Here is a 25,988-nt window from a genome sequence, read left to right on the forward strand (position 1 = left end):
TGACGCCGTCATTCCGGGCGCGCGAAGCGCGCCCCGGAATCTATCCTGCTGCAGAAATTGCCGACCAATGGAGTCCGGGCCCGCGCCTTTCTGCGCGTCCCGGAATGACGTCCTCATCACAACTTCGTTGCGGCGCGCGACAAAAGCTTCCACTCGTCGCCCTGCTTCTGCCAGTTCATCAGGATGTGAAGGTTGGTCGATACTTTTTTCCCGTCGGCCGCCATTTCCTGCTCGCCCAGCCAGTGGAAGCGGACAATCGCGGCGGGGCCGACGACCTTGATGGTCGGGTCCTTGTACTCGATCGACAGGAATTTCGATTTGCCGTCGGTGGCGTTGGCGATGAAGGTCGCCTTGTCTTCGACCTTGCCGCTGGAATGGCTGTAGCTGAGATCGTCCCAGCACAGCGCGCCGAGCGCCTTCGGGTCAGCCGCGATCTGGGCGAGGCGGAAGGCCTCGACCTTTTTCGCCACGGCCTCATCGTCGGCCGAGGCCGCCAGCACCGGTGTCGTGAGCGCGAGTGCCGAGACGGCGAGAGTCGAGAGAGCCAGGTCGCGTCGGTTGATCGTCATCGTTTCCTCCTTTTTGATCTTGCAGCGAGTGTTGCAGCCGCGCGCGACTTTGTCGAGTGGTGCATTGTCGTCATGTGCATGCGTCATTGCGCGGTTGAGCCCATATTGATACGTCTCGCGCATCGATGCGCCGCGGATTTGGGAAAGTACGGAAATGATCGAAGCCAAAACGGAAGCGATGGGCAGGGCTTTGCTGTTCGACATCGACGGCACGCTGGCCGACACCGATCCATTGCACTTGAAGGCTTTCAACCAGGTGCTCGGTCCACACGGCCATGTCTTCGATCACGCGCGCTTCTCCAGGGAGCTGCAAGGCTTCGCCAATGTCGCGATCGGCGAGCGCTTTCTGCCCGACGAGGCACCGGAGCGGCGCGCCCTGATCCTCGATGAGAAGGAGGAGGTCTTCCGTACGCTCGTAGCCGGGCAGATCGCACCGCTCCCCGGCCTGATGGCGCTGCTCGACCGGGCGGACGCTGCCGGCATTCCCATGGTGGCGGTGACCAATGCGCCGCGTCTCAACGCCGAGCTGCTGCTCTCCGGCCTCGGCATCACGCATCGCTTCAGGGCACTCGTGATCGGCGCCGAGCTGTCGCATGGCAAGCCGCATCCGCTGCCCTATCAGGAAGGGCTGCGTTTCGTCGGCGCGCGGGCGGAGGCCTCGATCGCATTCGAGGACTCCCGCACCGGCGTGCAATCGGCCGCGGCGGCCGGCATTCCGACCATCGGCATCCGGACCAGCCTCAGCCACGTCGACCTGGTTGGCGCCGGCGCGGTCACTTCCGCCAGCGCCTTCGACGATCCGGCGCTGCTGGCGCGCCTCGCGAGCGCCATGGCGTGGTGAGGGGCCGCATCCGTTAACCGTGATCGGCGCGCGCATTGACCGCAGCTGCGAACCGCCGCACCATGCATCATTCTGATTTGAGGCCGTTGCCGTGACCGGATTGACCCATCGCCAAGCCGAAATCCTCAACATCGCGCGCGCTTCCGGCCGCGTTATGGTCGAGGAGCTCGCGCGCCGGTTCGAGGTGTCGGCGCAGACCATCCGCAAGGATCTCAACGATCTCTGCGAGCGGAGATCGCTGACCCGCATCCATGGCGGCGCCATCATCGCCTCCGGCGTGGAAAACCTCGCCTATGAGGCGCGCCGCTTCGTCGCTGCCGACGAGAAGAAGGCGATCGGGGCGGCCGCCGCCTCGCTGATCCCGAACGGCTGCTCGCTCTTCATCAATATCGGCACCACAACGGAGGAGGTCGCGAGCGCGCTGACCTCGCATGAGGATCTGCTCGTCATCACCAACAACCTCAACGTCGCGATGCTGCTGTACCGCCATCCCCGCATCGAGGTGGTGGTCGCCGGCGGCACGGTGCGACGCGCCGACGGCGCCGTGGTCGGCTCGACGGCGACGCAGCTAATCGGACAGTTCAAGGTCGACTACGCCATCATCGGCGCCTCCGCGATCGACGAGGAGGGCGCCTTGCTCGACTTCGACTATCGCGAGGTGCAGGTGGCGCAGGCCATCATCGCCAATGCCCGCAGCGTCATGCTGGTCGCCGATTCCACCAAGCTGCGCCGCAGCGCGCCGGTGCGCATCGCCCATATCACCCAGATCCAGACCTTCGTCACCGACCAGGAGCTGCCCGAGCGCCTCGCCACCATCTGCCACAGCAAGGGCATCGAGGTTATGGCGGCAATGCCGAAGGAGGCGGGGGACATCGATGATGCGCAGGCCGAAGCGCACGAGACGGCGCCCGTGGTCAGGCTGAGATAGGTCTTAGGTGTCGCTCCACGGGTTGAGAAGTGGGACGCCTGTAGGTTCAAAATCTCCTACGTTGCGCGTGGCGATCGTCAAGCCGTGAACAAGCGCGGTTGCGGCGATCAAAGCGTCGCGTTCTGCCCTCGGATTGGGAACGTGAAGTTGAGCGCAGCGCTGCGCCACGGCCGTGTCGATGGGCAGGATGCGGTCTTCAAATCGAGCCAGAATGTGATCGTCGATCCAGGCGCGCAAGACGGCACCCTGCTTGACGTCCTTGCGCTCGATCAAGCGTGCACCAAGTTCAATTTCGAGTATGGAAATTGCGGATATGAAGAAGTTCGCCGCGGGAATCGCGTTGGCCCAAGTGACGACATTGCGATCGGCCTTATCCGGCCGCCTCAGTTCGGAGATGACATTAGTGTCCAGCAGAAACATCACTCGAGATCAGCGGGCCGTGAGATTCCGCCGGTGATGCGAGGCGGATCGAAATCGAAATCCGCGTTCGCCTGTGCCAGGACTTCGGCAAGGCTCATGTGCCCGCCGCTCAGGCGCAGATAGTCTTCGATGCTCAGCAGGACATGGGCCGGACGGCCGCGGTCCGTGATGAAGACGGGTCCCTTCGACGCTGCCTTCTTGGCGCCGCTCGTATCCTGATTGAACTCTCGGCTGGTCAGGGTGGTGACCATCGTCCGCGCCTCTCCTCGCCAACAATGCTTACCCGCAATTATATGTAGCTATGTTGCTACAATCAAGCTCGGCGTTGGAATGCTGACGGTGCCGATCAGTCCGGCTGACTGCCTCAAAAATTTGTCCCTGCTCGTGCTGATTTTTCAGTCGCATTGACGGAGAAAAAAATCCGCTTTCATTTCCTTTCTCCTCTCTTTCATCTTGCTTTCGTTTTTCGGTGTGATCTAATCAAAAACGAAAGTAACCGCTCGAAGAACGGGCGGTCGTCGGGGGATGCGTCTGTTGGAGCGTATTTTCGACCTCGCCATCATCGGAGGCGGTGTTAACGGCTGCGGCATCGCGCGTGACGCGGTGGGCCGCGGCAACACGGTTTTCCTGTGCGAAATGAACGATCTGGCGAGCGGGACGTCGTCCTGGTCGACCAAGCTGGTGCATGGCGGCCTGCGCTATCTCGAATATTACGAGTTTCGCCTGGTCCGCGAGGCGCTGATCGAGCGCGAGATCCTCTGGGGCATCGCGCCCCACATCATCCGCCCCCTGCGTTTCGTTCTGCCGCATCACGCGGGACTGCGCCCCGCCTGGCTGCTGCGTCTCGGCCTCTTCCTTTATGACCACATCGGCGGCCGTCATCTGCTGCCAGCGACCCGCACGGTCGATCTTGGGCGTGACGAGGTCGGCAAGCCGCTGATCCCGAATCGCTATGCCCGCGCGTTCGAATATTCCGATTGCTTCGTCGACGACGCGCGGCTCGTCGTGCTCAACGCACGCGATGCCGCCGACAAGGGCGCCGAGATCCGGACCCGCACCCGCGCCACCGAGATCCGCCAATCCGGCGGCCTCTGGACCGTCGGCATGGTCAACACGCTCACCGGCGAGCGCTCGCAGATCCAGGCCCGCGCGCTGGTCAATGCCGGCGGCCCCTGGGTCGAGGACGTGCTCGGCCGCGGCGCCGGCGTCAATGCGAAAGCCAAGGTGCGCCTGGTGCAGGGCTCGCACATCGTGGTCAGGAAGCTCTACGACCACGACCGCGCTTACATGTTCCAGAACGCGGACGGCCGCATCATCTTCGTGATCCCGTACCAGGACGATTTCACGCTGATCGGCACCACCGACCGCGATTATGACGGTGATCCCGCCAAGGTGAAGGCGACGCCTGAGGAGATCCAGTATCTCTGCACGGCCGCCAGCGAATATCTGGCCAAGCCGGTGACGCCGGACGACGTGGTCTGGACCTATTCCGGCGTACGCCCGCTCTACGACGACGGCGCCAGCGAGGCCAAGGCCGCGACGCGCGACTACGTGTTCGAGCTCGACACGCCCGGCGGCGTGCCGTTGCTCTCGATCTATGGCGGCAAGATCACGACCTATCGCCGCCTTGCCGAAGAAGCGTTGGAGCGGCTCGCGCCCTATCTGCGCAGCGCGAAGGCGCGCGAGGGCTGGACCGGCAAATGGCCGCTGCCTGGCGGCGACATGAATGTGTCCGACATCGACGGGCTGATCGCCGAGCTGCAGCGTGGCTATCCCTTCCTCAGCCACGAGCATGCGCGACGTCTCGCCCGCGCCTATGGCACCAAGGCCGTCAAGCTGCTCGGCGACGCGAAATCGGCGGCCGATCTCGGCCAGTCCTTTGGTGCGACGCTGAGCGAGCGCGAGGTCCGCTACCTCATGGCCAATGAATGGGCCGTGACCGCCGATGACGTGGTCTGGCGCCGTTCCAAGCTCGGCCTGCGACTATCTGCCGATGAGATCGCCGTGCTTGACGACTGGATCAGGACCCACGCCGTGCCGCAAACTCCCCTGCTGGAAGCGGGAGGACGCTCATGACCGTGACACTCGACCACGTGACCCGGACAGTCGAGGGCGTCGAGCATATCCGCGACGTCTCACTGACGCTCGAGAGCGGCACGTTGAACGTGCTGCTCGGGCCGACGCTGTCAGGCAAGACCTCGATCATGCGGCTGCTCGCCGGGCTCGACAAGCCGACCACGGGCAAGGTGGTGGTGAACGGCAAGGACGTCACTGGCGCCGACGTGCGCCAGCGTTCGGTCGCGATGGTCTACCAGCAGTTCATCAACTACCCCTCGCTCACGGTCTACGAGAATATCGCCTCGCCCCTGCGCGTGCAGGGCAAGCCGCGTGGCGAGATCGAGGCGCGCGTCGCGGAGGCCGCCAAGCTGCTGCGGCTCGAACCCTTCCTGAAGCGCACGCCGCTTCAGCTCTCCGGCGGGCAGCAGCAGCGCACCGCGATCGCACGCGCACTGGTCAAGGGCGCCGACCTGGTGCTGCTCGACGAGCCGCTTGCCAATCTCGATTACAAGCTCCGCGAGGAGCTCCGCGCCGAGCTGCCGCGCATCTTCGAGGCCTCGGGTGCGATCTTCGTCTATGCCACCACCGAACCGACCGAGGCGCTTTTGCTCGGCGGCAACACGGTGTGCATGTGGGAGGGTGAGGCGCTGCAGATGGGCGAGACCGCCAACGTCTATCGCCGGCCGCAGACGCTGCGCGTCGCCCAGGTCTTCTCGGATCCGCCGCTCAACCTGGTGGGCCTCGAGAAGGGTGATGGCATGGTGCAATATGCCGGCGGCAGCGCTGCACCGGCGTCTGGACTTTATGCGGGACTTTCCGACGGATTCTATCGCGTCGGCTTCCGTGCCCACCAGCTTGGCCTTGCCAACGGCCAGACAGACCGCCACGCCTTCCACGCCACTGTCACGGTGACCGAGATCACCGGTTCGGAGAGTTTCGTGCATCTGACCCGCGACGGATCGAACTGGGTGGCGGTGCTGCACGGCGTGCACGAGTTCGAGCCCGGCCAGACGCTCGACGCCGTGCTCGATCCCAACGACGTCTTCGTGTTCGATGCGGCCGACCGTCTGGTCGCCGCGCCGAGTTCTTGAGGGAGGTGCGATATGGCCCGCATTGACCTCGTCGATCTCGCCCATTCCTACGGCGGCAATGACGCGCCGCAGGACAGTTTTGCGCTAAAGCCTGTCACCATGACCTGGCGGCAGGGCGGCGCCTACGCGCTGCTCGGCCCCTCCGGCTGCGGCAAGACTACGCTGCTCAACGTCATCTCCGGCATCATCACGCCATCGCGGGGGAGAATCCTGTTCGACGGCAAGGACATCACACCGCTGTCAACCCAGAAGCGCAACATCGCCCAGGTGTTCCAGTTTCCGGTGATCTACGACACCATGACGGTGGGGCAGAATTTGGCGTTTCCGCTGAAGAACCGCGGTGTCCCGAAGGCCGAGGTCGACAAGCGCGTTGCCGAGATCGGCCGCCTGCTCGATCTCGAACCCTATCTGAACCGCAAGGCGACGCGCCTCACGGCTGACGCCAAGCAGAAGATCTCGCTCGGCCGCGGCCTCGTCCGCTCCGACGTCGCCGCCGTGCTGTTCGACGAGCCGCTGACGGTGATCGATCCCGAGCTGAAATGGCAGCTCCGCTCCAAGCTGAAGGCGCTGCATCGCGAGCTCGACCTCACGATGATCTACGTCACCCACGACCAGACCGAGGCGCTGACCTTCGCCGACACGGTGGTCGTCATGCATGATGGCCGCGTCGTGCAGAGCGGCACGCCGGCCGAGCTGTTCGACAAGCCGGCGCACACCTTCGTCGGTTATTTCATCGGCTCTCCCGGCATGAACATCCTGCCGGCCGAGGTGAGGGGGCGCGAGGCCAACGTCGGTGGCCACGTCATCGCGCTTAACCGCGCTTACGACAATCTGCCTGCCGGTGCGAAGATCGAAATCGGCGTCCGTCCCGAATTCGTGGAGGCCGTCGCGCCTGCGCCGGGCCTGCTCACCGCAAGAATCGAGCGCCTCGACGATCTCGGCCGCATCCGTTTTGCGCGAGCGCGCTTCGGTGACGCCAAGCTCGCGGCGCGCGCGCCCGCGGGGTTCACCAGCTCGGACGGCATGGCCGGACTGAAATTCGATCCGTCGCATGTCCACGTCTACGCCGACAGCCTTCTGGTGGAGGGAGCCGTCTGATGGACAAGACCGTCAACCAAAAGGCCTGGTTCCTGGTGCTGCCGGTGTTCCTGGTCGTCGCCTTCTCGGCGGTGCTGCCGCTGATGACGGTGGTGAACTATTCGATGCAGGATACCTTCGGTAACAACCAGTTCTTCTGGAACGGGGTCGGCTGGTTCAAGGAGCTGCTCGATCCCTCGACCGATCTCGGCGGCCGCTTCCTTGCTTCCCTCGGTCGCAATCTGTTCTTCTCGCTCGTTATCCTCGCCATCGAGGTGCCGCTCGGCATCGTCGTCGCGTTGTCGATGCCGCGCCAGGGCTGGACGGTGGCGGCCTGCCTCGTCATCCTCGCGCTGCCGCTCTTGATCCCGTGGAACGTGGTCGGCACGATCTGGCAGATTTTTGGCCGGCCCGACATCGGCCTGCTCGGTTATGTGCTCAACGCCGCGGGCATCGACTATAACTACGTCTCCAACGACATCGACGCCTGGGTCACCGTCATCGTGATGGACGTCTGGCACTGGACCAGCCTCGTCGCGCTGCTCTGCTATGCCGGTCTGAAGTCGATTCCCGAAGCCTATTACCAGGCCGCCCAGATCGACGGCGCCTCGCGCTGGGCCGTGTTCAAGGCGATCCAGCTGCCGAAGATGAACCGAGTGCTCTTGATCGCCGTGCTGCTGCGCTTCATGGACAGCTTCATGATCTACACCGAGCCGTTCGTCGTCACCGGTGGCGGACCCGGCAATTCCACGACCTTTGTCTCGATCGAGCTCGTCAAGATCGCGCTCGGCCAGTTCGACCTCGGCAAGGCCGCGGCGCTGTCACTGGTCTACAACCTCATCATCCTGATCGTCTGCTGGATCTTCTACACCGTCATGACCAATGCGGGCGCCGAACGCAAAGTCCAGGCGGAGAGCGAGCCGGCAGTGGAGCCCAAGCCTTCGGTCGTGCTCAAGCCCGTGGCCGCGCTCAAGCCAAAGGAAGGAGTGGCCTGATGCACTCGATCCCCGGCCGCCGCCTCATCATGGGGCTGTTCCTGATCTTCCTGCTGCTGCCGATCTACTGGCTCGTCAACATGAGCTTCAAGACCAACGCCGAGATCGTCTCGACGATGACGCTGTGGCCGCACACCCCGACGCTGCAGCACTACAAGCGCATCTTCACCGACGAGAGCTGGTATTCCGGCTACATCAACTCGCTGGAATACGTCGTTCTCAACACCATCATCTCGATCTCGGTGGCGCTGCCGGCGGCCTACGCGTTCTCGCGCTACCGCTTCCTCGGCGACAAGCATCTGTTCTTCTGGCTGCTGTCGAACCGCATGGCGCCGGCCGCGGTCTATGCGCTGCCGTTCTTCAACCTCTATTCGGCGATTGGCCTGTTCGATACGCCCTGGGCGGTTGCACTCGCGCATTGCATCTTCAACGTTCCGCTGGCGGTGTGGATCCTCGAAGGCTTCGTCTCCGGCGTGCCGCGCGAGATCGACGAGACCGCCTTCCTCGACGGCTATTCCTTTCCGCGTTTCTTCATCAAGATCCTGGTGCCCTTGATCGCGAGCGGCATCGGCGTCGCCGCCTTCTTCTGCTTCATGTTCTCCTGGGTCGAACTCCTGCTCGCGCGCACGCTGACCTCGGTGTCGGCCAAGCCGATCGCGGCGATCATGACGCGCACGGTGTCGGCATCGGGCATGGACTGGGGCCTCTTGGCAGCCGCCGGCGTGCTCACCATCATCCCGGGCGCGCTCGTGATCTGGTTCGTCCGCAACTACATCGCGAGCGGTTTCGCGCTCGGTCGCGTCTAAAGGAGGCATCAATGGAATCCATCGCATGGATGGCCTGGACGCTGCCGACGGCGATCTTCTTCGCCGCGCTCGCCTGCACGCTTGCCGTGATGACGTGGCTTGCGGCGGTCTATCCCGAGGCTGAACGCGTCGGTGTGCTCAGTATTCCGACGACGCGCGGCGACCGCCTGTTCATTTCGCTGATATCAGCGGCGGTCATCCACCTTCTCTGGATCGGCTTCTTCGGCACCGATGCGATCGCAACGCTGCCGATCGGCGAGGAGGGCGTCGAAATCTCGCGCCTGTGGCTCGCAAGTGGAATTTCGCTGGTGACGGCCGTGCTCATATTCCGCACGGTCTGAAGCTCGCGAAGGGACGGCCAGGCCCGGGGGCAATCCGGGTCTGTATAAAAGTTTGTCGCTGCAACGGAGGAACAACATGCGACAGTTTAGGAGAAGGAAAGGTCCATTGACGAAGAGCAGTTTTCTGACCATGTCCAGCGTCGCCGCGATTGTCGCGGTGTCGTTCGCCGTCTCGGCGCCGGTCCGCGCCGCCGACGACGCCGTGATCCAGAAGTGGATCGCGGAATTCACGCCCTCGACGCTGTCGAAGGAAGACCAGAAGAAGGAGCTGGAGTGGTTCGCCAAGGCAGCCGAGCCGTTCAAGGGCATGGAGATCAACGTCGTCTCCGAGACCATCACCACCCACGAATATGAATCGCAGACGCTGGCCAAGGCGTTCTCCGAGCTCACCGGCATCAAGCTCAAGCACGACCTCATCCAGGAAGGTGACGTCGTCGAGAAGCTGCAGACCCAGATGCAGTCCGGCAAGAACGTCTACGACGGCTGGATCAACGACTCCGACCTGATCGGCACGCATTTCCGCTACGGCCAGACCGTCGTGCTGTCAGACTACATGACGGGCGAGGGCAAGGACGTCACCGACCCCATGCTCGACGTCAACGACTTCATCGGCAAGTCGTTCACGACCGGCCCCGACGGCAAGCTCTATCAGCTGCCCGACCAGCAGTTCGCGAACCTCTATTGGTTCCGCTACGACTGGTTCACCAACGCTGACTACAAGGCCAAGTTCAAGGCCAAATATGGCTACGAGCTCGGCGTGCCCGTGAACTGGTCCGCCTATGAGGACATCGCCGAGTTCTTCACCAACGACATCAAGGAGATCAACGGCGTCAAGGTCTACGGCCATATGGACTATGGCAAGAAGGACCCCTCGCTCGGATGGCGTTTCACCGACGCCTGGCTCTCGATGGCCGGCAACGGTGACAAGGGCATTCCGAACGGCCTGCCGGTCGACGAATGGGGCATCCGCATGGAAGGCTGCCGCCCGGTCGGCTCGTCGGTGGAACGTGGTGGCGACACCAACGGTCCGGCCGCGGTCTACTCGATCACCAAATATCTCGACTGGCTGAAGAAGTACGCACCGCCGCAGGCCCAGGGCATGACGTTCTCCGAGGCAGGTCCGGTGCCGGCGCAGGGCAACATCGCCCAGCAGATGTTCTGGTACACCGCCTTCACCGCCGACATGGTGAAGCCGGGCATCGCCGTGATGAACGCGGACGGTACGCCGAAATGGCGTATGGCGCCCTCGCCGCACGGTTCGTACTGGAAGGAAGGCATGAAGCTCGGCTATCAGGACGCCGGCTCCGTGACGCTGCTCAAGTCGACCCCGGCGGATCGCCGCAAGGCAGCCTGGCTCTATCTCCAGTTCATCATCTCCAAGTCGGTGAGCCTGAAGAAGAGCCATGTCGGTCTCACCTTCATCCGTGAATCCGACATCTGGGACAAGTCGTTCACCGAGCGCGCGCCGAAGCTCGGCGGCCTGATCGAGTTCTACCGCTCGCCCGCGCGCGTGCAGTGGACCCCGACCGGCAACAACGTGCCCGACTATCCGAAGCTCGCGCAGCTGTGGTGGCAGAACATCGGCGATGCGTCGTCCGGTGCGAAGACGCCACAAGCCGCGATGGATGCCCTCGCGGCGGCTCAGGACTCCGTCATGGAGCGCCTGGAGAAGTCCGGCGTGCAGGGCGCCTGCGGTCCGAAGCTCCACAAGAAGGAGAAGCCGGAATACTGGTTCGCGAAGGCCGAGAAGGACGGCACCATCGCGCCCCAGCGCAAGCTCGCCAACGAGAAGCCGAAGGGCGAGACGGTCGACTACGACACCCTGATCAAGTCGTGGCCGGCCACTCCCCCGAAGCGCGCGGAAGCGAAGTAAGCGGCGCGTAGCGTCATCAAATGCGAAAGGCCGGGAGCGATCCCGGCCTTTTTCTTTTTCGGTGAGTTCGTTGCGCTGTCTCCCCGCCGTCATTGCGAGCGCAGCGAAGCAATCCAGAGTCTCTCCGCAGAGGCAGTCTGGATTGCTTCGTCGCCAGCGCAAAATTGCTTCGCAATTTGTCGCGGGCTCCTCGCAATGACGGAGGAGAGAGCGGAAGTCACTCCGCCGGCTCGGCCGCCAGCGTCGGGTAGTCCGTGTAGCCCTTCGCGCCGCCGCCGTAGAACGTGGTCTTGTCCCAGTCGTTCAGCGCTACGCCCTGCTTCAGCCGCTCGACGAGGTCGGGGTTGGAGATGAACGGCTTGCCGAAGGCGATCAGATCGGCGGCGTTCGCGTCCAGCACCTTGCTGGCGAGATCGAAATCATAGCCGTTGTTGGCGATGTAGGCGCCGGAGAAGCGCTTGCGCAAGGACGCGTAGTCGAACGGCGCAATGTCGCGCGGCCCGCCGGTCGCGCCTTCGACGACATGGAGATAGACCGGCTTGAGCGCGCTGAGGCCGTCGACGATATGGTCGTACAGGGCCTGCGGATTGGAATCCGAGATGTCGTTGGCCGGCGTCACCGGCGAGATGCGGATGCCGGTGCGGTCAGTGCCGGCTTCGGCCACGACGGCCTTGGAGACCTCCAGCATCAGCCGGGCGCGGTTCTCGATAGAGCCGCCATAGGCATCCGTGCGCTTGTTGGTGCCGTCCTTGGCGAACTGCTCGAGCAGGTAGCCGTTGGCACCGTGGATCTCGACGCCGTCGAAGCCGGCCTCGAGCGCATTCTTCGTCGCGCGCTTGAAGTCGTCGATGATTCCCGGAATCTCGGAAAGCGCGAGCGCGCGCGGCTCGGAGACGTCGGCGAAGGTGCCGTTCACGAAAGTCTTGCCCTTGGCGCGGATCGCGCTCGGTGCCACCGGGGCTGCACCGCCGGCCTGCAGATCGACATGCGAGATGCGGCCGACATGCCAGAGCTGGATGAAGATCTTGCCGCCACGCTCATGCACGCGATCGGTGACCTTGCGCCAGCCGGCGACCTGCTCCTTGCTGTAGATGCCGGGGGTGTCCTGGTAGCCTTGCCCTTGCTGCGAGACCTGGCTCGCTTCGGTGATCAGAAGCCCTGCGGTGGCGCGCTGACCGTAATAGTCGGCGGCGAGCGGGCTGGGCACGAATGTGCCGGGCGCGGCGCGGTTGCGCGTCAGCGGCGCCATCACGAAACGGTTCGCAAGCGTGATCGGACCGAGCTTATAGGTCTCAAACAATTTGGTTGGACGGCTCATTGGCAATGTTTCCAGCGGTGAGAGGTGTGGAACAGTTGTGCATCGCGACATCAGGCGCAAGAGTGGAGCCATACTCAAAGTGCAGCCTAGCCACGCGGCAACGCCGCGTAGCATAATTCATGTGCAATTTCGGCCGCGGCAGGAGAATTCCGCTGCGCGGCCGTGCGATTTGGCAAATCAGTTCGCGCCCATGAAATCGCGCTTGCCGATCTCGACGCCGTTGTGGCGCAAAATGCCGTGGGCGGTCGCGCAGTGGAAATAGAAGTTCGGCAGCGAGAACGCGCTCAGGAATTGCTGGCCATTCATCGTGATGGATTTGTCCGGTCCGGCCGGGAAGGTGACGTCTTTGGTATCGGCGCCCTCGAACTGCTCCGGCTTGAACGACTTCACGTAGTCGATCGTCTTCGCCAGCCGCTGCTTCAATTCCGCGAAGCTGGTCTCGGTGTCGGGCGTCGAGGGCACCTCGCTGTGCGTCAGCCGCGCGCAGCCCTTGGCGGCGAAATCGCTGACGAGCTGGACCTGCTTCGACAGTGGCAGCATGTCCGGAAAGAGGCGCGAGCCGAGCAGGACGCTGGGGTCGATCTTCCTGGCCGCGCAATGCGCCTCGGCTTTGGTGAGCAGCCCGGTCACGCTGTTCAGCATTTGCAAATAGGCGGGGACGACCGCGTCGTAGAAGGACATGTGATGCTCGCTTGTGAATGGGAAATCTCAGGAGAAAACCTGAGCCACTCACATGGGAGCCTCATGGAAAAATACAATCGCGGGGACTGCTTGTGCAGTGCGAAAATTCTACCGCGCCGTCGCCTGGGGCTGTGCCAGCGCTGTGCCGCCGCGCATGCGGGCCAAGAGCTCGGCGGTCGGCCAGGAATCCGCAGGCAGGCCGTATTTGACCTGCATCGCCTTCACGGCGGCCCGGCTCTGCTGGCCCAGCACGCCGTCGACCTTGCCGACATTGAAGCCGGCGCGCACCAGCAGCTGCTGCAATTCCTTGAGTTCGTTGAAAGGTAATTGCGCGACCGGCGCCGGTGGCTTGCGCATCGGCGCGGCACCGGCAATGCGCGAGGCGAGATAGCCCGCGGTGGTCGAATAGATCAGCGAATTATTCCACTCGGTGTAGGCCGCGAAATTCGCATAGGCCATGAAGGCCGGCCCAAAGCGCCCCATCGGCAGCAGCACGGACGCCGGCAGATTGTCGTTCGGCAAGGGACGGCCGTCGGGATAGGTGACGCCGAGCTGCGCCCATGTCGAGCGCGGCTCCTTCACCGTGAGATCAGTCTTGTCCCACGGCAGGTTCGGCGGCACCTTGATCTCCTCCAGCCACGGCTCGCCGCGCCGCCACTTCAAGCCGTTGGCGATGTAGTTCGCGGTCGAGCCGATCACGTCGGCAGGCGAGCGCAACAGGTCGCGCCGTCCGTCGCCGTCATAGTCGACAGCGTAGTTGACGTAATGCACGGGCAGGAACTGGGTCTGCCCGAGCTCGCCGGCCCAGGAGCCGATCATCTCGTCGGGATGCAGGTCGCCGCGGTCGATGATCTTCAGCGCGGCGATGGTCTCGCCCACGAACATCTCGGAGCGGCGGCAATCATAGGCGAGCGACACCAGCGATTTCAGCGTCGGCAGATTGCCCATGTTGGCGCCGAAATCGCTCTCCAGTCCCCAGAACGCGGCGATCACCGCCGGCGGCACGCCATATTCCTTCTCGGCGCGCGCGAAGGCGGCAGCGTATTGCTTGATGTGCTGCTGGCCGTTCTGCATCCGATAGGGCGCGGCCATGCGTCCCGCGAATTCGGTGAAGAGCTGGCCGAACACGCGCTGGCCGCGGTCGCGGTTGACGATGCCCTGGTCGTAGACGAGATAGGGCGAGGTCTCCGCGATCGTCCGCTGCGACACGCCGGCAGCCACCGCCTGTTGCTTCACGTCGGCCAGGAAGCGATCGAAACTCGCGCCGTTGTGGCATGAGGCGGCGCGGGGCGAGGGCGCCTTGGGCGCTGCGGGCTTGGCGGGCGGTGGAAGCATTTGGGCGGAGGCGGAGGCGGCGCATGCGAGAAGCGCGACGGCCGCGATCAGAAATCGGGTCTGGACCATAGGGGTTCCGGCGGGGAGGGCAGGCGTGGATTCGCCCGAAGTTTAGGTGAAGTGATGGCCTCGGGCCATCCCTTCATGCTCTGCCAGCGCAGGAACGCAAGCGGATGTTGTGCGGGACCTAGCCGAACAGCCGCATCAGCAGAGCTTTCCCGACCGGGAGCGCCCTGACGCCCTGGAAGGCGCGAACATATTCGCCGGCATAGAACGCCCTGATCGCATGCACGCGCGTATCCATGCCTTCCTCGAACCGCACGGCGAAGCCGTCCGTGGTCCGCCGCACCACGATGGCCGCGATCGGGCGGCCATAGATCCGGCATTCGATCGTGCTGCCCGGTGCCGGCGGATCAGGATCGATCAGGCGGGCGCCGGTGATGGAGATGTCGGCGAGACGCGCGAGATGCGACCTGCCGTCCTGGCGCAGCAGGACCGGTTCATTGCGATTGAACCGCTCAGCCTTGCGCTTGCGCGGCTGCTCGATGCAGACGAAGCAGACCACGGTGAGGATGAGCGCGTTGTAGAGGCTCCAGGCCAGCGCCAGTCCGCCATACGCGATGTTCTCGCCGCGCAGATGCAGAATGAAGGCATAGGCGATGGCCGCGAGCGTGATGAAAAGTGCGCAGCCATAGATCCGCAGCAGCGGCCATTCGACGAAGCGCCTGTCGCGGTCGCCGCCTTTCGCGGTGACCTTGAACTTGTGTCCTTTCGGCTTCAGCAATCCGGTCGTCACCGCCTTGAGCACGGCGGGCGCGGCGATGAGCTGCGAGACGTCGGTCATCATCGCGAGCGAGCGACCGCGCGACAGCCACGCCATGCTGAGCCCGTTCCAGACATAGAATGGCAGAAAGACGCGCAACAGCTCGGTGAGATCGGCCCGGACCGCCTTGATGCCGAACAGCAGGAACAGCCAGGGCACCACCAGCCCCGCCACCTTCGAGGTGTAGACCGCGGACCAGCTCATGAAGGCGTCGACCAGCGAGAGCCGGTCGATGAAGGACAGCTTCGAACTCCGCGAGAGCGGTCCGCTGCGGCCGCGCACGATTTGCATCAAGCCGAGGCACCAGCGGGCGCGCTGCGTGATGTACTCCTTCAGCCCTTCCGGCGCGAGCCCGATTGTCAGGCGCTCATTGAGATAGATCGTGTTGAGGCCGTATTCCCTAAGGCGCAGCGTGACGAGATAGTCCTCGGTCACGGAATCGGTCGGAAACCCGCCGATCTGCACCAGCCCTGAATAGCGAATGAGGGACGAGGTGCCGCAGCAGAATGCGACGCCCCAGGCGTCCTTGGCCGGCAGCAGGATGTCGAAGAAGAAGCGTTGCTCGTCAGGCCAGACGTCGGTCGCGGCAAGGTTGGTCTGGATCGGGTCCGGATTGATGAAGTGCTGCGGCGTCTGCACCACGCCGACCGAAGCGTCATCCATGAGCGAGATGGTGCGTGCGAGGAAGTCGGGTCGCGGCACGAAGTCCGCATCGAGAATGGCGACGAATTCCGGCCGCTCCGGCAGCGCGCCGACGTGCTTGAGCGCGTGATTGATGTTGCCGGCCTTGGCGTGGTGGTTGTCGGGCCGCGTCAGATAATGGCAGCCGAGCTCGCCCGAAAGGCGCCGCAGCCACGGCCGCCTGCCGTCGTCGAGCACCCAGACGCGGTAATTGCCATACGCTATGCCGGTCGCGCCGATCATCGTGCGCTCGAGGATCGATCGCTCCTCGTTGTAGGTGCAGATGAAGACGTCGATCAGCGGCGCGCGCAGATCGCTGGCGCGGCCATCGATCCTCGCTGTGCCGGTGCGGTCGCGCGTCCGGCTCAGGAACAGCAGCGACAACGCGACCGCGATCAGCGAGGCCGCTTCCAGCAGCATGAAGGGATAGCCGATCACCGCATCCGCAGTCAGACGCAGCGGCGGAAGCGTCGACGTGATCCGCCAATGGAGATAACGCAGCAGCAAGGCCACCGTCACGATGGCCAGCAACGCGCGGGCCATCGTGCTGTCGCGCCGGAGCAGCGGCACGATCGCCATGAAGGCGCCGAGCGCGATCAGGCCGGGCGTCAGCGCCATCATCACGGCGCGGTCTCGTGCCGGGCAAACACGACACGGCCGGTGCGTCCGACGGTGCAGGCGCGGGCCGCGGCATCGCGCGATGCCACGGTCACGCGATAGGGCTCCTTGCTCAGTGCATCCGGATTGATGGCGAGATTGGCGGGCGCACCGGCGGCGCCGGTCAGGTTGACCACGGTGCCGGAGATCGGATCGCCGCCGTCATTCGGCTCGAACGTGGCGCGATCGCCGAGCTGCAGGCGGTTATAGACGCTCTCGGTGACGTTGGCGGTGATGACGGCGCCGCTGCAATCGAGCACCTTGAGCAGGGGCTGGCCGGCCTGCACGTCCTCACCGGGTGAGGTCATCATCTCCCAGACAGGTCCCGTGACGGGTGTCGTGATGTTGGCTTCGGACAGATCGGCGAAGCGGACCTCCTCGACGATGATTTCGTTGGCGAGCCAGGCGATCTCGGTGTCGATGCGCGCTAGATCGGCTTCGAGGTCGCCGGCCCGCTGACGCATCTCCTCCTCGCGCTGCACCGAGCTTGGCCGGTCATTGTAACTGTCGCCGAGGAACGAGCCGTTCCGCGCCGCGGTGAGCTCGACCTTGGCGGCGTCCAGGCGCTTGCGCGCGCCGAGCTCGGTTTGCTGTGACACGGAGAGCTCGCGCGTCAGCCGCGCCAGCTCGACGGTCGAGACATTGCCGGACTTGGCTAGCGAGGATGCGCGTTCGACGGCGGCACTGGCTTCGTCCCGCCGCGCCGCCGCCGCCTCGATCGAGGTCTGGATCTCGGCGATGCGGGCCTCGAGCTGGAGCACGCGTCCGTCACGGAACTGGGCCGCCTGCCGCGCCAGGTCCTTTTGCGCGGCCTGCGCCGAGGCGAGCTTGGCGGCAAGGCTCGGCCGCTCGTTCTCCAGGCGCGATTTCTGCCGCCGGAGATCATCGAGCCGGGTGCGATCGCCGCGCGAGTTGACGACGCGCAAGACGACGGTTCCGGCATCTAACCTGGCCTGATCGGTCAGGCGCTGGACGGCCGAGACGCGGCCACCGATGGGTGTGCGCAACGTGACGAGGCGGGAATTCAGCACGGCCTCGACGCTCGAATATTCCCAGATCGCGCGCAGCGGCAGCCAGCCAAATACGGCGAGGATGGCAAGTCCGATGGCAATCTTGGCGCCGCGCCGCAGGTGCGGCCACCGACGCCCTGGTTCCGGCGCCGTCTGCACATCGGACGCGCGCTCGGGCTCGTCATGGGCGAACAGCTGCTCATGCAGCGCCTCCTGCAGGCCCTTCGCGTCAGTCTTGCTCTCGCTGGGGGAGGAGGCGGATGCGGGGTCGACAGAGGCGGCGCGTGAGCGGTCCATCATGACGATCACCTTGCTGACGAGATGCCAACGGAACCGGTCAATGCACAAGAACCGTGCGACGTGCCCGGCTACCGCGGATTAAGCCGACGCTGCGCTTTCCAGGTTGCTAAGTGTCCACGTGTGTTTTTGCGTAAATCCCCGTCAAGGTTTAGCGGCGGCGGAAAGGCTGGCCGGACTGCCATGGATCTGCGGCCCGGCGACGCACGAACCTTGCGGTCGTCGGCGGCATCCATACTTCGGGGGAGCCGGCCAGAGGCTCGCCCGCGGCCGGTCCCAGGAGACGGCCATGAACTATCTTCGTACCGCAATGCTGCTCGCAGGCCTGACCGCCCTGTTCATGGGCGTCGGCTATCTGATCGGGGGCGCCTCCGGCGCCATGATCGCACTCGTCATTGCCGCGGCGACCAATCTTTTCACGTACTGGAACTCCGACCGCATGGTGCTCTCGATGTACGGCGCCCATGAGGTCGACCGCAGAAGCGCACCGGAACTGGTCGGGCTCGTCGCCGAGCTTGCGGGCCGCGCGGCCTTGCCGATGCCGCGCGTGTTCCTGATGGATGAGCCGCAGCCCAACGCGTTCGCGACCGGACGAAACCCGGAAAATGCCGCAGTTGCCGTCACCACCGGCCTGATGAACCAGCTCAGCCGCGAGGAGCTCGCCGGCGTGATCGCGCACGAGCTCGCGCATATCAAGCATCACGACACGCTGCTGATGACCATCACCGCGACCATTGCGGGCGCGATCTCCATGCTCGCGCAGTTCGGCATGTTCTTCGGCGGCAATCGCGACAACAACAATGGTCTCGGCATCGTCGGCTCGATCCTGATGATGATCCTCGCTCCGCTCGGCGCCATGCTGGTGCAGATGGCGATCAGCCGGACCCGCGAATATGCCGCGGACAACCTCGGTGCGCGCATCGCGGGACAACCGATGTGGCTGGCCTCCGCGCTGGTGAAGATCGAGGGCGCCGCGCATCAGGTGCCGAACTATGAGGCCGAGCGAAATCCCGCGACCGCGCACATGTTCATCATCAACCCGTTGTCGGGCCACGGTGTTGACAATCTGTTCGCCACCCACCCCTCGACCCAGAACCGCATCGCCGCGCTGCGCGAGCTCGCCGCCGAGCTCGGCACGCAGGCGGCGCCGTCGGTCGGAGCCAACGAGAACTATCCGCCCCGGGGCCCGTGGGGCCGCTCGTCTTCGCGCGGCCCTTGGGGCTGACGCGAAACCGCCTGGAATTTGCATCCCGCTTTGTGACCTGGCGCACACAGGATGGCCGGAGCCGGTGTTAACACCCCGGTGAGACCAATTCTTCGAAAGGGGATGCGTGGCCGGCCCAATGCCGACCACCGTCGAAGATGACCAGAACTGCCGTACCATTGCTGATCGTCCTGTGCGTACTTGTCGGCCTGTCCACGCACATGGTCGTCAATTGCGGTGACGAGGACGATCCCGACATCTGCTCGGCCGTGATCGGCTTCTCGCCGCTGCGCGGCTCGCTGATCGCCTTTGCCTATGAGGGGCGCGGACGGATCGCGCTGCGCCATGGCGACTTCAGGCGGGCGATGGCCGATTTCGACGAGGCCATTCACCTCAATCCCAACCGTGCCTCGCTCTATCGCGAGCGCGCGCTCGCTCGTCGTCAGAACGGCGACCTCGCGCTCGCCATCGCCGACTATGACGAGGCGATCGCGCATGATCCCAAGCTCGCTGCGCCCTATCACCAGCGCGGTCTCGCGCTCGCCGCCACCGGCGATCTCGATCGCGCCATCCTGAGTTACAACACGGCGATCCGCCTCGATCCCTCGGATGCCGTGGCCCGCCTCGACCGCGGCCTGGCGTTCCTCGCCCGCGGCCAGGCCGACGACGCGCGCGCCGATTTCGAGGCGGCGCTGGCGTTGCCCGTCGGCAAGGACGGCCGCGCGCACGAGACTGCGCGCGCAAAGCTGGTCGAGCTCGCGAGCGCCGAGCCGACGCAAGTCGCCGAGCCGCGAAGGTGAAGGGGTCTGGAGCAGCGTTGGCCGCCTGCAGTTCCTCGCTCCGCGTCGGAGAGGGGTGGTTCGCCCTAAAGCGGCGAGACGGGGGACGGATGCGGCCGATAACCCAGTCGCGGCCGCTCGCGGCGCGCGTTTGAAACCAATCCCCCAGAATTGATTTGGATCAATTCTGATTGCGGCCAGAGTGCAGCCGTGCGGACTTGGAGGAGGTTCCAATGCGGAAATGGGCCTTAACGATTTTGACGGTCAGTATCGCCCTGACAGCAGGGCACGCCCGGGCCCAAAGATACGACCCGGCTTTTCCGGTTTGCCTGTACGTCGTTTCCTTCGGAATGACCCCATACTATCGATGCAGCTACATGACGATGGACCAATGCAGGGCGTCGGCGAACGGTCAGATGTGCGTCCTCAATCCTTCTTACGCTGGTGCGGCGGCCAGAGAAAACAAACGGCGTCAGCATCGTCAAACCTACGCGCCACCTCAGCCGCCGGTCCACTACCGGGCCGCACCGTACAATCAATCATATGAACCGTATTATGGAGCGTCCCAAGGCTACGCGCCGGGCGAGAAGGAACGATTCCTTCAAAGTGTGAGGCGCTACATGTGACGTATGACGGATCGACAGCGTATTGACGCACGCATGCCAGCCCCAGGGCTGGGGTTGCCGCTTCGTACATCGCGGCCGATCCCTATCGCGGAGGACCTTCGGGAGCACGTCGCCCGGATGGCGAGATCGTAAGCGAACATTGCTGCGGTGGAGCGCGAGCCGATTACGCCGGAGACGACAAGAAAAGCCGGACGAGTTCTCCCGGATGACAAGCAGCGCCGGGAGCGGGAAGAGCAACGGCTACTTCGTCTTTTTCGCTTTGGTTTTCTTCGCTGCCTTCTTCTCCGGCTTTTCCTTCGCCTTCTTCTCCACCTTCACCGCAACGGGCGTGTTGGCGGCGATCCGCATCGAGCGCGCGTAGCTGTCGGCGACGTTGTCTGCGGACATCTGCAGGCGCTTGGCGGCGGCGGTGGCCTGCTCCAGGGTGGCCTTGGCCAACATCTTGAAGCGGTCGGCGGTCTCCTTGCTCTTGGCCTTGGCCGCCAGGCCGTTGAAGCGATCCCGCCGCTCCTTGGCGCGGGTCATCAGACCCGTATGCAGCTGTCTGGCCAGTTGCCGGATCACGACATCCAGGTCGGCGTCCGCCATATTCTCTTATCCCCTTCGAAAAACGGTATTGATGCGGGCGGGACTATGCAGATCGGACCCTGCCTTGGCAATTCCCGCCGGAGCGTCATCCGCAGCTTCCAGCTGATCAAAACTAAAAAAGCCGCGCATGTGGCGCGGCTTTTGAACGTTTCAGCGGGACGCCTCACTTCAGCGAGGCAACCGGGCCGTTTGCCGCCGTCGGCTCGGGGTCGAAGCCGAACACGCCGACCAGATATTTGTAATAGTCCGACATCTTCTCCTTGAGCGCCTCGCGCGACTTCGGGTCGTGGAATTCGCTCTTGCCGGAGAGGAAGATGCTGGCGGTCACGGCAAAGAACTCCATCGGGTTCTTCATCGCGTAGGACTCCTTCGGCAGCAGGTCCTTCGACTTGGCCAGGGCGTAATAGGCGATCACCCCCTTGTTGGCATAGCCGTCCGGCAACAGCCGCGCGTGGTAGGCGTGGAGGAGCTCATGCAGCAGCACGGCCTCCTTCTCGTAGCGCAGCATGTCCGGCCGCAGCATGATCACGCCGAGCCCGGAATCGACCGCGAGGTCGACGGCGTTCGGATTGGTCCAGCGCTGCTTGTTCGGGTCCCACACCGTGAGCGTCCGCGGCGCGGTGCGGTGAATCTCCGGCGTGACCCGGCCGTAGCACGCGGTCGCGGCGCCTTCGTCGAGGCAGGCCAGCTCGCTGGCGACGATCGGCACGGTATGGAAGAAGCGCAGCACGCGCGGCGAGAGGCCAGCGCCTTCGACGAGATCGATCTGCTGCTTCAGATTGTCGGTGAGCTTGTCGACGTCCTTGCGGTCGGAATTCTCCGACAGGTCGAACATGTAGCCGCGGTAGCTCTGGAAGCCCGGCGGCAGCGGCTGCGCCGCGCCGGCATCGAGCGATCCGGCATGGGATGGACTGGCGAAGAGCGCGCCGACGATGGTCGCCGTCAGCAGCAACGCAATGCGCATGATGAACCCCCTGATGTCACTTCGCCCGGCAGAATAGGGCACCGGTGTTTGCGAAAAGTGAGTGGGGCAAGACTAAGGCGCCGATGTTGAGGCGTGCTTAACCGTTGGTTGCAGATCGCAAAGGCGGATTAGGAACGGGTTAACCAAGCGTGGATCGGCGTCGCACTTCGGCGTAACATCCGCCTCCGGGCAATAGGTCCCACATCAGACAGCCGGAAGGGAGGATGCCATGTATGCCGCCATCCGTCAGGCCAAGGCGAAGAGCGGGAGCGCTGAGGAACTGGCGCGCCGCATCAAGGACGGTGCCGTCCCGATCATCAGCGACGTCGAGGGTTTCCGCGCCTATTACGTCGTCTATGCCGGCGACGACACGGTCACGGCGATCTCCATCTTCGACAAGTTCGAGCAGGCCGAGGAAGCGAACAAGCGCGCCATTGCCTGGATCGAGAAGGATCTCGGCCCGCTGCTCGCGGGGCACGCGAGCGCGGCTGCGGGGCCGGTGATCGTGCATACATTGGCGTAAGGCGCTGGCACCACGCATTCAACTGTCGCGCCCGGCTTCACCGGGCGATCCAGTACTCCGTGACAGTAATGATGGAGCCGATGGGCCGCGGCGTACTGGATGTCCCGCTTTCGCGGAGCATGAGCGCCGAGTGAGCGGCGCGTGCGTGCCACCAGGCGTGCAGCCTCACAATTCCCGCGCATTCGAGAACGCAAAACTCGACACCCGCCGCGTCGTCTCGTCGAGGATGAGCGTGCGCGTGATCGGCGGCTCGGCGCGCTGGGCGCAGTTTTCGCGCTCGCAAAGGCGGCAATTGACCCCGATCGGCGTGCCCTCGGCCTTCTCGAGGTCCATGCCGGCGGCATAGGTCAGGCGCGCGGCGTGACGGATCTCGCAGCCGAGGCCGATGGCGAAGCGCGGCTGCGGCAACGGGTGCGGCGCGACGGGACGGCGCACCATCTGCGCGATCGAGAAATAACGCGTGCCGTCGGACAGCTCGATCACCTGCTTGAGCAGGCGATCCGGCGTGTCGAAGGTCGAGTGCACGTTCCACAGCGGACAGGTGCCGCCGAACTTCGAGAACGGGAAGGTGCCGGAGGAGAAGCGCTTGGAGACGTTGCCGGCATTGTCGACGCGCAAAAGGAAGAACGGAATGCCGCGCGCATTCGGCCGCTGCAGGGTGGTGAGGCGGTGGCAGACCTGCTCGAAGCCGGAATTGAAGCGCTGCGCCAGCACGTGGATGTCGTAGTTCAGGGCTTCGGCCGCGGCGAGGAACGCCGGGTAGGGCATCATCACGGCAGCCGCAAAGTAGTTGCCAAGCGTGATGCGGAACAGGCGGCGCGGTGCGTCGTCGAGCGGTCCGGCACGGCCGATGATAGTTTCCAGGGCTTGCGCGCATTCGCCTAAGCCAAGCTGGAAGGCGAGCTGGAAGGCGCGGCCGGGAGGATCGACCAGCTCGGAGATCAGCAGCTGGCGGCGGTGGCGATCGAACCGCCGGAGCGTCTCGCGCATCACGTCGACCGGCATGATGCGGGTCTGGATCGAATGCTTTTCGCGCAAGCGCGCCGCGAGCGCCGCATAGAGGCCCTCGGCCGGGACGTTCAACTCGTCGCGAAGAGTCTCCGCGGCCTGCTCCAGCTCCGGAAAATAGTTGCGATTAGCCTCGATCAGCTCGCGCACGCGCTCGACCGGATTGGCCTCGAAGCGCGTGCCGACGTCGCGGTCGGCCATTTGCGCTGCGGCCAGCGTCTCGCCCTGGCGCGCCTCGGTATAGGCGGCGTAGAGCCGCTGCAGTGCATGGGTGACGCCGGGGCAGAGCTCGGCGAGGTCGCGCAGCTCCTGCTTGGGAACATCGATCTGGCGGAACAAGGGATCGGAGAAGATCTCGTTGAGCTCGGCGAAGAAGCGGTCCTCGTCGGCGGTGGCGAGGTCGCGCAAATCGAGGTCATACGTCTCGGCCAGCCGCAGCAGGATTTGCGCCGTCACCGGCCGCTGGTTGCGCTCAATCAGGTTGACGTAACTCGGCGAGATCCCGAGCCCTTCGGCGATCTGGGTCTGCGACAGCCCCAATTGCTGCCGAATCCTCCGGAAACGCGGGCCGACAAAGAGTTTCTTACCGGGATTGGCGGGCATCTCTCAGATCTCCTTGCGCATCAAAGGACAGTTTTGTTGACCTATAAGTTACAAACTTTACAAAATAACATCTGTTACATGTTCTGATGTTACATGACATCACCAATAAGAAACAAGCCGTCTATACGAAGTTTCTGTTTTCGCGTTTATCTCCTGACACGCATCTCGCAATGCACTGTCAAGAATGTCGATGGCCAGCCATCGCCATCGTCAGCGAAAGGATTAGGCACATGAACTACCAACCGCGCGGCATCAGCACCCTTCGGGGCCCGGGTTCGTATCAGGACGAGGTCAAGGCGGCCCAGGCGCTCCTCGAGACCCAGCCGACCTGGAACGGCGTGTCGGCCGAGGCCGTCGCACGCATGCGCCTGCAGAATCGCTTCAAGACCGGCCTCGACGTCGCCCGCTACACTGCGGCGCTGATGCGGGCCGACATGGCCGCCTATGACAAGGACCCGACCAAGTACACCCAGTCGCTGGGCTGCTGGCACGGCTTCATCGCCCAGCAGAAGCTGATCTCGGTCAAGAAGCACTTCGGCGGCAGGACCGACCGCACCTACCTTTACCTCTCGGGCTGGATGATCGCGGCGCTGCGCTCCGAGTTCGGCCCGCTGCCCGACCAGTCGATGCACGAGAAGACCTCGGTGCCGGCGCTGATCGAGGAGCTCTACACCTTCCTGCGTCAGGCGGATTCGCGAGAGCTCAACGACATCTTCCGCCTGCTCGACAAGGCGCGCAAGGAAGGTGACAAGACCCGTGAGAAGGAGCTGATCGCGAAGATCGACAACTTCCAGACCCACGTCGTGCCTGTCATCGCCGACATCGACGCCGGCTTCGGCAACGCCGAGGCGACCTATCTGCTCGCCAAGAAGATGATCGAAGCGGGCGCCTGCGCGCTGCAGATCGAGAATCAGGTCTCGGACGAGAAGCAGTGCGGCCACCAGGACGGCAAGGTCACCGTGCCGCACGAGGTGTTCATCGCGAAGATCCGCGCCTGCCGCCACGCCTTCCTCGAGCTCGGCGTCGAAGACGGCGTTATCGTGACCCGTACCGACTCGCTCGGTGCCGGCCTGACGCAGCAGATCGCCGTCAGCCACAAGCCGGGTGATATCGGCGACCAGTACAACAGCTTCCTGGATTGCGAGGAAATCACCGCGGAGAACGCCCGCAACGGCGACGTCATCATCAACCGCAACGGCAAGATGATGCGTCCGAAGCGGCTGCCCTCCAACCTCTACCAGTTCCGTCCCGGCACTGGCGAAGACCGCTGCGTGCTCGACAGCATCACCTCGCTGCAGAACGGCGCCGACCTGCTCTGGATCGAGACCGAGAAGCCGCATATCGAGCAGATCGCCAAGATGGTCGATCGGATCCGCAAGGTCGTCCCGAACGCCAAGCTGGCCTACAACAATTCGCCGTCCTTCAACTGGACGCTGAACTTCCGCTGGCAGGTCTACGACGCGATGAAGGAAGCCGGCAAGGACGTCAGCAAGTACAACCGTGCCGAGCTGATGAAGCCGGAATACGACGATACGCCGCTGGCGCAGGAAGCCGACGAGCGCATCCGCACCTTCCAGGCGGATTCGGCCAAGCGCGCCGGCATCTTCCACCACCTGATCACGTTGCCGACCTATCACACGGCAGCGCTCTCGACCGACAATCTGGCGAAGGAATATTTCGGCGAGCAGGGCATGCTCGGCTACGTCAAGAACGTGCAGCGCGCGGAGATCCGACAGGGTATCGCCTGCGCCAAGCATCAGAACATGGCCGGCTCCGACATCGGTGACGACCACAAGGAGTACTTCGCGGGCGAAGCTGCCCTGAAGGCGGGCGGCGCCCACAACACCATGAACCAGTTCGGCTAACGCAGCACGCACCGAAACAGGAGACTG

At 64.2% G+C, this 25,988-nt stretch carries 25 protein-coding genes; 14 read left to right on the top strand and 11 right to left on the bottom strand.

Going from position 1 to position 25,988, the window contains the following annotated elements; translation table 11 throughout:
* Positions 1-116: 116 nt before the first annotated feature.
* Complete coding sequence (locus IVA79_RS28155) at positions 117-569, bottom strand: nuclear transport factor 2 family protein (RefSeq protein WP_247559169.1); 453 nt, start codon at positions 567-569, stop codon at positions 117-119.
* Between the two features lie 154 nt (positions 570-723).
* Between IVA79_RS28155 and IVA79_RS28160 the strand changes: the two genes are divergently transcribed.
* Together IVA79_RS28160 and IVA79_RS28165 are read left to right on the top strand one after the other, a co-directional pair.
* Entirely contained in the window at positions 724-1,410 is a 687-nt protein-coding gene (locus tag IVA79_RS28160; protein WP_247559171.1) for an HAD-IA family hydrolase, read from the top strand.
* A 91-nt stretch (positions 1,411-1,501) separates the two neighbouring features.
* On the top strand, positions 1,502-2,338 hold the full coding sequence (locus IVA79_RS28165) for a DeoR/GlpR family DNA-binding transcription regulator (protein ID WP_247559173.1): 837 nt from the start codon (positions 1,502-1,504) through the stop codon (positions 2,336-2,338).
* A 3-nt stretch (positions 2,339-2,341) separates the two neighbouring features.
* Here the strand turns inward: IVA79_RS28165 and IVA79_RS28170 are convergent, their stop codons facing one another.
* Positions 2,342-2,758 (bottom strand): type II toxin-antitoxin system VapC family toxin, encoded by a 417-nt coding sequence (locus tag IVA79_RS28170; protein WP_247559175.1) that lies wholly within the window; start codon positions 2,756-2,758, stop codon positions 2,342-2,344.
* A complete protein-coding gene (locus IVA79_RS28175) occupies positions 2,758-3,009 on the bottom strand; it encodes a type II toxin-antitoxin system Phd/YefM family antitoxin (protein WP_247559177.1) in 252 nt (83 codons plus the stop codon). Before IVA79_RS28175 ends, IVA79_RS28170 begins: the two co-directional genes overlap by 1 nt.
* Positions 3,010-3,283: 274 nt before the next feature.
* Between IVA79_RS28175 and glpD the strand changes: the two genes are divergently transcribed.
* The 7 genes from glpD (at position 3,284) to IVA79_RS28210 (ending at position 10,999) form a co-directional block, all read left to right on the top strand.
* A complete protein-coding gene (glpD, locus tag IVA79_RS28180; protein WP_247559179.1) occupies positions 3,284-4,834 on the top strand; it encodes a glycerol-3-phosphate dehydrogenase in 1,551 nt (516 codons plus the stop codon).
* Complete coding sequence (locus tag IVA79_RS28185; RefSeq protein ID WP_247559181.1) at positions 4,831-5,907, top strand: ABC transporter ATP-binding protein; 1,077 nt, start codon at positions 4,831-4,833, stop codon at positions 5,905-5,907. Before glpD ends, IVA79_RS28185 begins: the two co-directional genes overlap by 4 nt.
* A 12-nt stretch (positions 5,908-5,919) precedes the next feature.
* Positions 5,920-7,005, top strand: coding sequence for an ABC transporter ATP-binding protein (locus tag IVA79_RS28190; RefSeq protein WP_247559184.1), 1,086 nt, complete (start codon positions 5,920-5,922; stop codon positions 7,003-7,005).
* Positions 7,005-7,979, top strand: a complete 975-nt coding sequence (locus tag IVA79_RS28195) for a sugar ABC transporter permease (RefSeq protein ID WP_247559186.1) — start codon at positions 7,005-7,007, stop codon at positions 7,977-7,979. Before IVA79_RS28190 ends, IVA79_RS28195 begins: the two co-directional genes overlap by 1 nt.
* Positions 7,979-8,785 (top strand): carbohydrate ABC transporter permease, encoded by an 807-nt coding sequence (locus IVA79_RS28200; RefSeq protein WP_194406557.1) that lies wholly within the window; start codon positions 7,979-7,981, stop codon positions 8,783-8,785. The genes IVA79_RS28195 and IVA79_RS28200 overlap by 1 nt, the downstream gene beginning before the upstream one ends.
* A gap of 11 nt (positions 8,786-8,796) precedes the next feature.
* Positions 8,797-9,126 (top strand): DUF2160 domain-containing protein, encoded by a 330-nt coding sequence (locus tag IVA79_RS28205; protein WP_247559189.1) that lies wholly within the window; start codon positions 8,797-8,799, stop codon positions 9,124-9,126.
* 130 nt (positions 9,127-9,256) lie between these two features.
* Positions 9,257-10,999 carry an ABC transporter substrate-binding protein gene (locus tag IVA79_RS28210; RefSeq protein WP_247559717.1) on the top strand — a complete coding sequence of 581 codons (1,743 nt, stop codon included), beginning with the start codon at positions 9,257-9,259 and terminating at the stop codon, positions 10,997-10,999.
* 217 nt (positions 11,000-11,216) lie between these two features.
* Here IVA79_RS28210 and IVA79_RS28215 read toward each other — a convergent pair whose 3' ends face one another.
* The 5 genes from IVA79_RS28215 to IVA79_RS28235 all read right to left on the bottom strand — a co-directional run bounded on the left by IVA79_RS28215 (position 11,217) and on the right by IVA79_RS28235 (position 17,804).
* Positions 11,217-12,317: an alkene reductase gene (locus IVA79_RS28215; RefSeq protein WP_247559191.1), complete on the bottom strand. Its 1,101-nt coding sequence runs from the start codon at positions 12,315-12,317 to the stop codon at positions 11,217-11,219.
* Positions 12,318-12,494: 177 nt separating this feature from the next.
* Positions 12,495-12,998: a DUF1993 domain-containing protein gene (locus IVA79_RS28220; RefSeq protein WP_247559193.1), complete on the bottom strand. Its 504-nt coding sequence runs from the start codon at positions 12,996-12,998 to the stop codon at positions 12,495-12,497.
* A gap of 108 nt (positions 12,999-13,106) precedes the next feature.
* On the bottom strand, positions 13,107-14,402 hold the full coding sequence (locus IVA79_RS28225) for a lytic murein transglycosylase (RefSeq protein WP_247559195.1): 1,296 nt from the start codon (positions 14,400-14,402) through the stop codon (positions 13,107-13,109).
* Positions 14,403-14,520: 118 nt separating this feature from the next.
* Positions 14,521-16,458, bottom strand: coding sequence for a glycosyltransferase (locus tag IVA79_RS28230; protein WP_247559719.1), 1,938 nt, complete (start codon positions 16,456-16,458; stop codon positions 14,521-14,523).
* Positions 16,458-17,804: an HlyD family secretion protein gene (locus IVA79_RS28235; RefSeq protein ID WP_247559197.1), complete on the bottom strand. Its 1,347-nt coding sequence runs from the start codon at positions 17,802-17,804 to the stop codon at positions 16,458-16,460. Before IVA79_RS28235 ends, IVA79_RS28230 begins: the two co-directional genes overlap by 1 nt.
* Positions 17,805-18,090: 286 nt before the next feature.
* On the opposite strand from IVA79_RS28235, the gene htpX reads away from it, so the two are divergent.
* From htpX to IVA79_RS28250, 3 genes are all read left to right on the top strand, one after another.
* Positions 18,091-19,026 (top strand): zinc metalloprotease HtpX, encoded by a 936-nt coding sequence (gene htpX, locus IVA79_RS28240; protein WP_247559199.1) that lies wholly within the window; start codon positions 18,091-18,093, stop codon positions 19,024-19,026.
* A 137-nt stretch (positions 19,027-19,163) separates the two neighbouring features.
* Entirely contained in the window at positions 19,164-19,805 is a 642-nt protein-coding gene (locus tag IVA79_RS28245; protein WP_247559201.1) for a tetratricopeptide repeat protein, read from the top strand.
* A gap of 212 nt (positions 19,806-20,017) precedes the next feature.
* Positions 20,018-20,410, top strand: a complete 393-nt coding sequence (locus tag IVA79_RS28250; protein ID WP_247559203.1) for a DUF3551 domain-containing protein — start codon at positions 20,018-20,020, stop codon at positions 20,408-20,410.
* Positions 20,411-20,650: 240 nt separating this feature from the next.
* Here the strand turns inward: IVA79_RS28250 and IVA79_RS28255 are convergent, their stop codons facing one another.
* Both IVA79_RS28255 and IVA79_RS28260 read right to left on the bottom strand, forming a co-directional pair.
* Positions 20,651-20,998, bottom strand: coding sequence for a hypothetical protein (locus tag IVA79_RS28255; protein WP_247559205.1), 348 nt, complete (start codon positions 20,996-20,998; stop codon positions 20,651-20,653).
* Between the two features lie 163 nt (positions 20,999-21,161).
* Positions 21,162-21,962: a hypothetical protein gene (locus tag IVA79_RS28260; protein ID WP_247559207.1), complete on the bottom strand. Its 801-nt coding sequence runs from the start codon at positions 21,960-21,962 to the stop codon at positions 21,162-21,164.
* A 229-nt stretch (positions 21,963-22,191) separates the two neighbouring features.
* Between IVA79_RS28260 and IVA79_RS28265 the strand changes: the two genes are divergently transcribed.
* On the top strand, positions 22,192-22,485 hold the full coding sequence (locus IVA79_RS28265) for an antibiotic biosynthesis monooxygenase (protein WP_128955371.1): 294 nt from the start codon (positions 22,192-22,194) through the stop codon (positions 22,483-22,485).
* A 165-nt stretch (positions 22,486-22,650) separates the two neighbouring features.
* Here the strand turns inward: IVA79_RS28265 and IVA79_RS28270 are convergent, their stop codons facing one another.
* Positions 22,651-24,096 (bottom strand): short-chain fatty acyl-CoA regulator family protein, encoded by a 1,446-nt coding sequence (locus IVA79_RS28270; RefSeq protein ID WP_247559209.1) that lies wholly within the window; start codon positions 24,094-24,096, stop codon positions 22,651-22,653.
* A gap of 230 nt (positions 24,097-24,326) precedes the next feature.
* Between IVA79_RS28270 and IVA79_RS28275 the strand changes: the two genes are divergently transcribed.
* Positions 24,327-25,961, top strand: coding sequence for an isocitrate lyase (locus IVA79_RS28275; RefSeq protein ID WP_247559211.1), 1,635 nt, complete (start codon positions 24,327-24,329; stop codon positions 25,959-25,961).
* Positions 25,962-25,988: the final 27 nt, after the last annotated feature.

The organism is Bradyrhizobium sp. 138 (genome assembly GCF_023074075.1).
In the GTDB taxonomy this organism is placed as follows: Bacteria; Pseudomonadota; Alphaproteobacteria; order Rhizobiales; family Xanthobacteraceae; genus Bradyrhizobium.

What these genes read in the sequence shown, in the direction of transcription:
- IVA79_RS28175 (WP_247559177.1), bottom strand. Translation starts at nt 3,009, where the DNA reads ATGGTCACCACCCTGACCAGCCGAGAGTTCAATCAGGATACGAGCGGC.
- IVA79_RS28255 (WP_247559205.1), bottom strand. Translation starts at nt 20,998, where the DNA reads ATGGCGGACGCCGACCTGGATGTCGTGATCCGGCAACTGGCCAGACAG.
- IVA79_RS28250 (WP_247559203.1), top strand. Translation starts at nt 20,018, where the DNA reads ATGCGGAAATGGGCCTTAACGATTTTGACGGTCAGTATCGCCCTGACA.
- IVA79_RS28155 (WP_247559169.1), bottom strand. Translation starts at nt 569, where the DNA reads ATGACGATCAACCGACGCGACCTGGCTCTCTCGACTCTCGCCGTCTCG.
- IVA79_RS28185 (WP_247559181.1), top strand. Translation starts at nt 4,831, where the DNA reads ATGACCGTGACACTCGACCACGTGACCCGGACAGTCGAGGGCGTCGAG.
- IVA79_RS28205 (WP_247559189.1), top strand. Translation starts at nt 8,797, where the DNA reads ATGGAATCCATCGCATGGATGGCCTGGACGCTGCCGACGGCGATCTTC.
- htpX (WP_247559199.1), top strand. Translation starts at nt 18,091, where the DNA reads ATGAACTATCTTCGTACCGCAATGCTGCTCGCAGGCCTGACCGCCCTG.
- IVA79_RS28220 (WP_247559193.1), bottom strand. Translation starts at nt 12,998, where the DNA reads ATGTCCTTCTACGACGCGGTCGTCCCCGCCTATTTGCAAATGCTGAAC.
- IVA79_RS28260 (WP_247559207.1), bottom strand. Translation starts at nt 21,962, where the DNA reads ATGCGCATTGCGTTGCTGCTGACGGCGACCATCGTCGGCGCGCTCTTC.
- IVA79_RS28265 (WP_128955371.1), top strand. Translation starts at nt 22,192, where the DNA reads ATGTATGCCGCCATCCGTCAGGCCAAGGCGAAGAGCGGGAGCGCTGAG.
- IVA79_RS28200 (WP_194406557.1), top strand. Translation starts at nt 7,979, where the DNA reads ATGCACTCGATCCCCGGCCGCCGCCTCATCATGGGGCTGTTCCTGATC.
- IVA79_RS28170 (WP_247559175.1), bottom strand. Translation starts at nt 2,758, where the DNA reads ATGTTTCTGCTGGACACTAATGTCATCTCCGAACTGAGGCGGCCGGAT.
- IVA79_RS28235 (WP_247559197.1), bottom strand. Translation starts at nt 17,804, where the DNA reads ATGATGGACCGCTCACGCGCCGCCTCTGTCGACCCCGCATCCGCCTCC.
- glpD (WP_247559179.1), top strand. Translation starts at nt 3,284, where the DNA reads ATGCGTCTGTTGGAGCGTATTTTCGACCTCGCCATCATCGGAGGCGGT.
- IVA79_RS28195 (WP_247559186.1), top strand. Translation starts at nt 7,005, where the DNA reads ATGGACAAGACCGTCAACCAAAAGGCCTGGTTCCTGGTGCTGCCGGTG.
- IVA79_RS28215 (WP_247559191.1), bottom strand. Translation starts at nt 12,317, where the DNA reads ATGAGCCGTCCAACCAAATTGTTTGAGACCTATAAGCTCGGTCCGATC.
- IVA79_RS28225 (WP_247559195.1), bottom strand. Translation starts at nt 14,402, where the DNA reads ATGGTCCAGACCCGATTTCTGATCGCGGCCGTCGCGCTTCTCGCATGC.
- IVA79_RS28230 (WP_247559719.1), bottom strand. Translation starts at nt 16,458, where the DNA reads ATGATGGCGCTGACGCCCGGCCTGATCGCGCTCGGCGCCTTCATGGCG.
- IVA79_RS28275 (WP_247559211.1), top strand. Translation starts at nt 24,327, where the DNA reads ATGAACTACCAACCGCGCGGCATCAGCACCCTTCGGGGCCCGGGTTCG.
- IVA79_RS28210 (WP_247559717.1), top strand. Translation starts at nt 9,257, where the DNA reads ATGTCCAGCGTCGCCGCGATTGTCGCGGTGTCGTTCGCCGTCTCGGCG.
- IVA79_RS28270 (WP_247559209.1), bottom strand. Translation starts at nt 24,096, where the DNA reads ATGCCCGCCAATCCCGGTAAGAAACTCTTTGTCGGCCCGCGTTTCCGG.
- IVA79_RS28245 (WP_247559201.1), top strand. Translation starts at nt 19,164, where the DNA reads ATGACCAGAACTGCCGTACCATTGCTGATCGTCCTGTGCGTACTTGTC.
- IVA79_RS28190 (WP_247559184.1), top strand. Translation starts at nt 5,920, where the DNA reads ATGGCCCGCATTGACCTCGTCGATCTCGCCCATTCCTACGGCGGCAAT.
- IVA79_RS28160 (WP_247559171.1), top strand. Translation starts at nt 724, where the DNA reads ATGATCGAAGCCAAAACGGAAGCGATGGGCAGGGCTTTGCTGTTCGAC.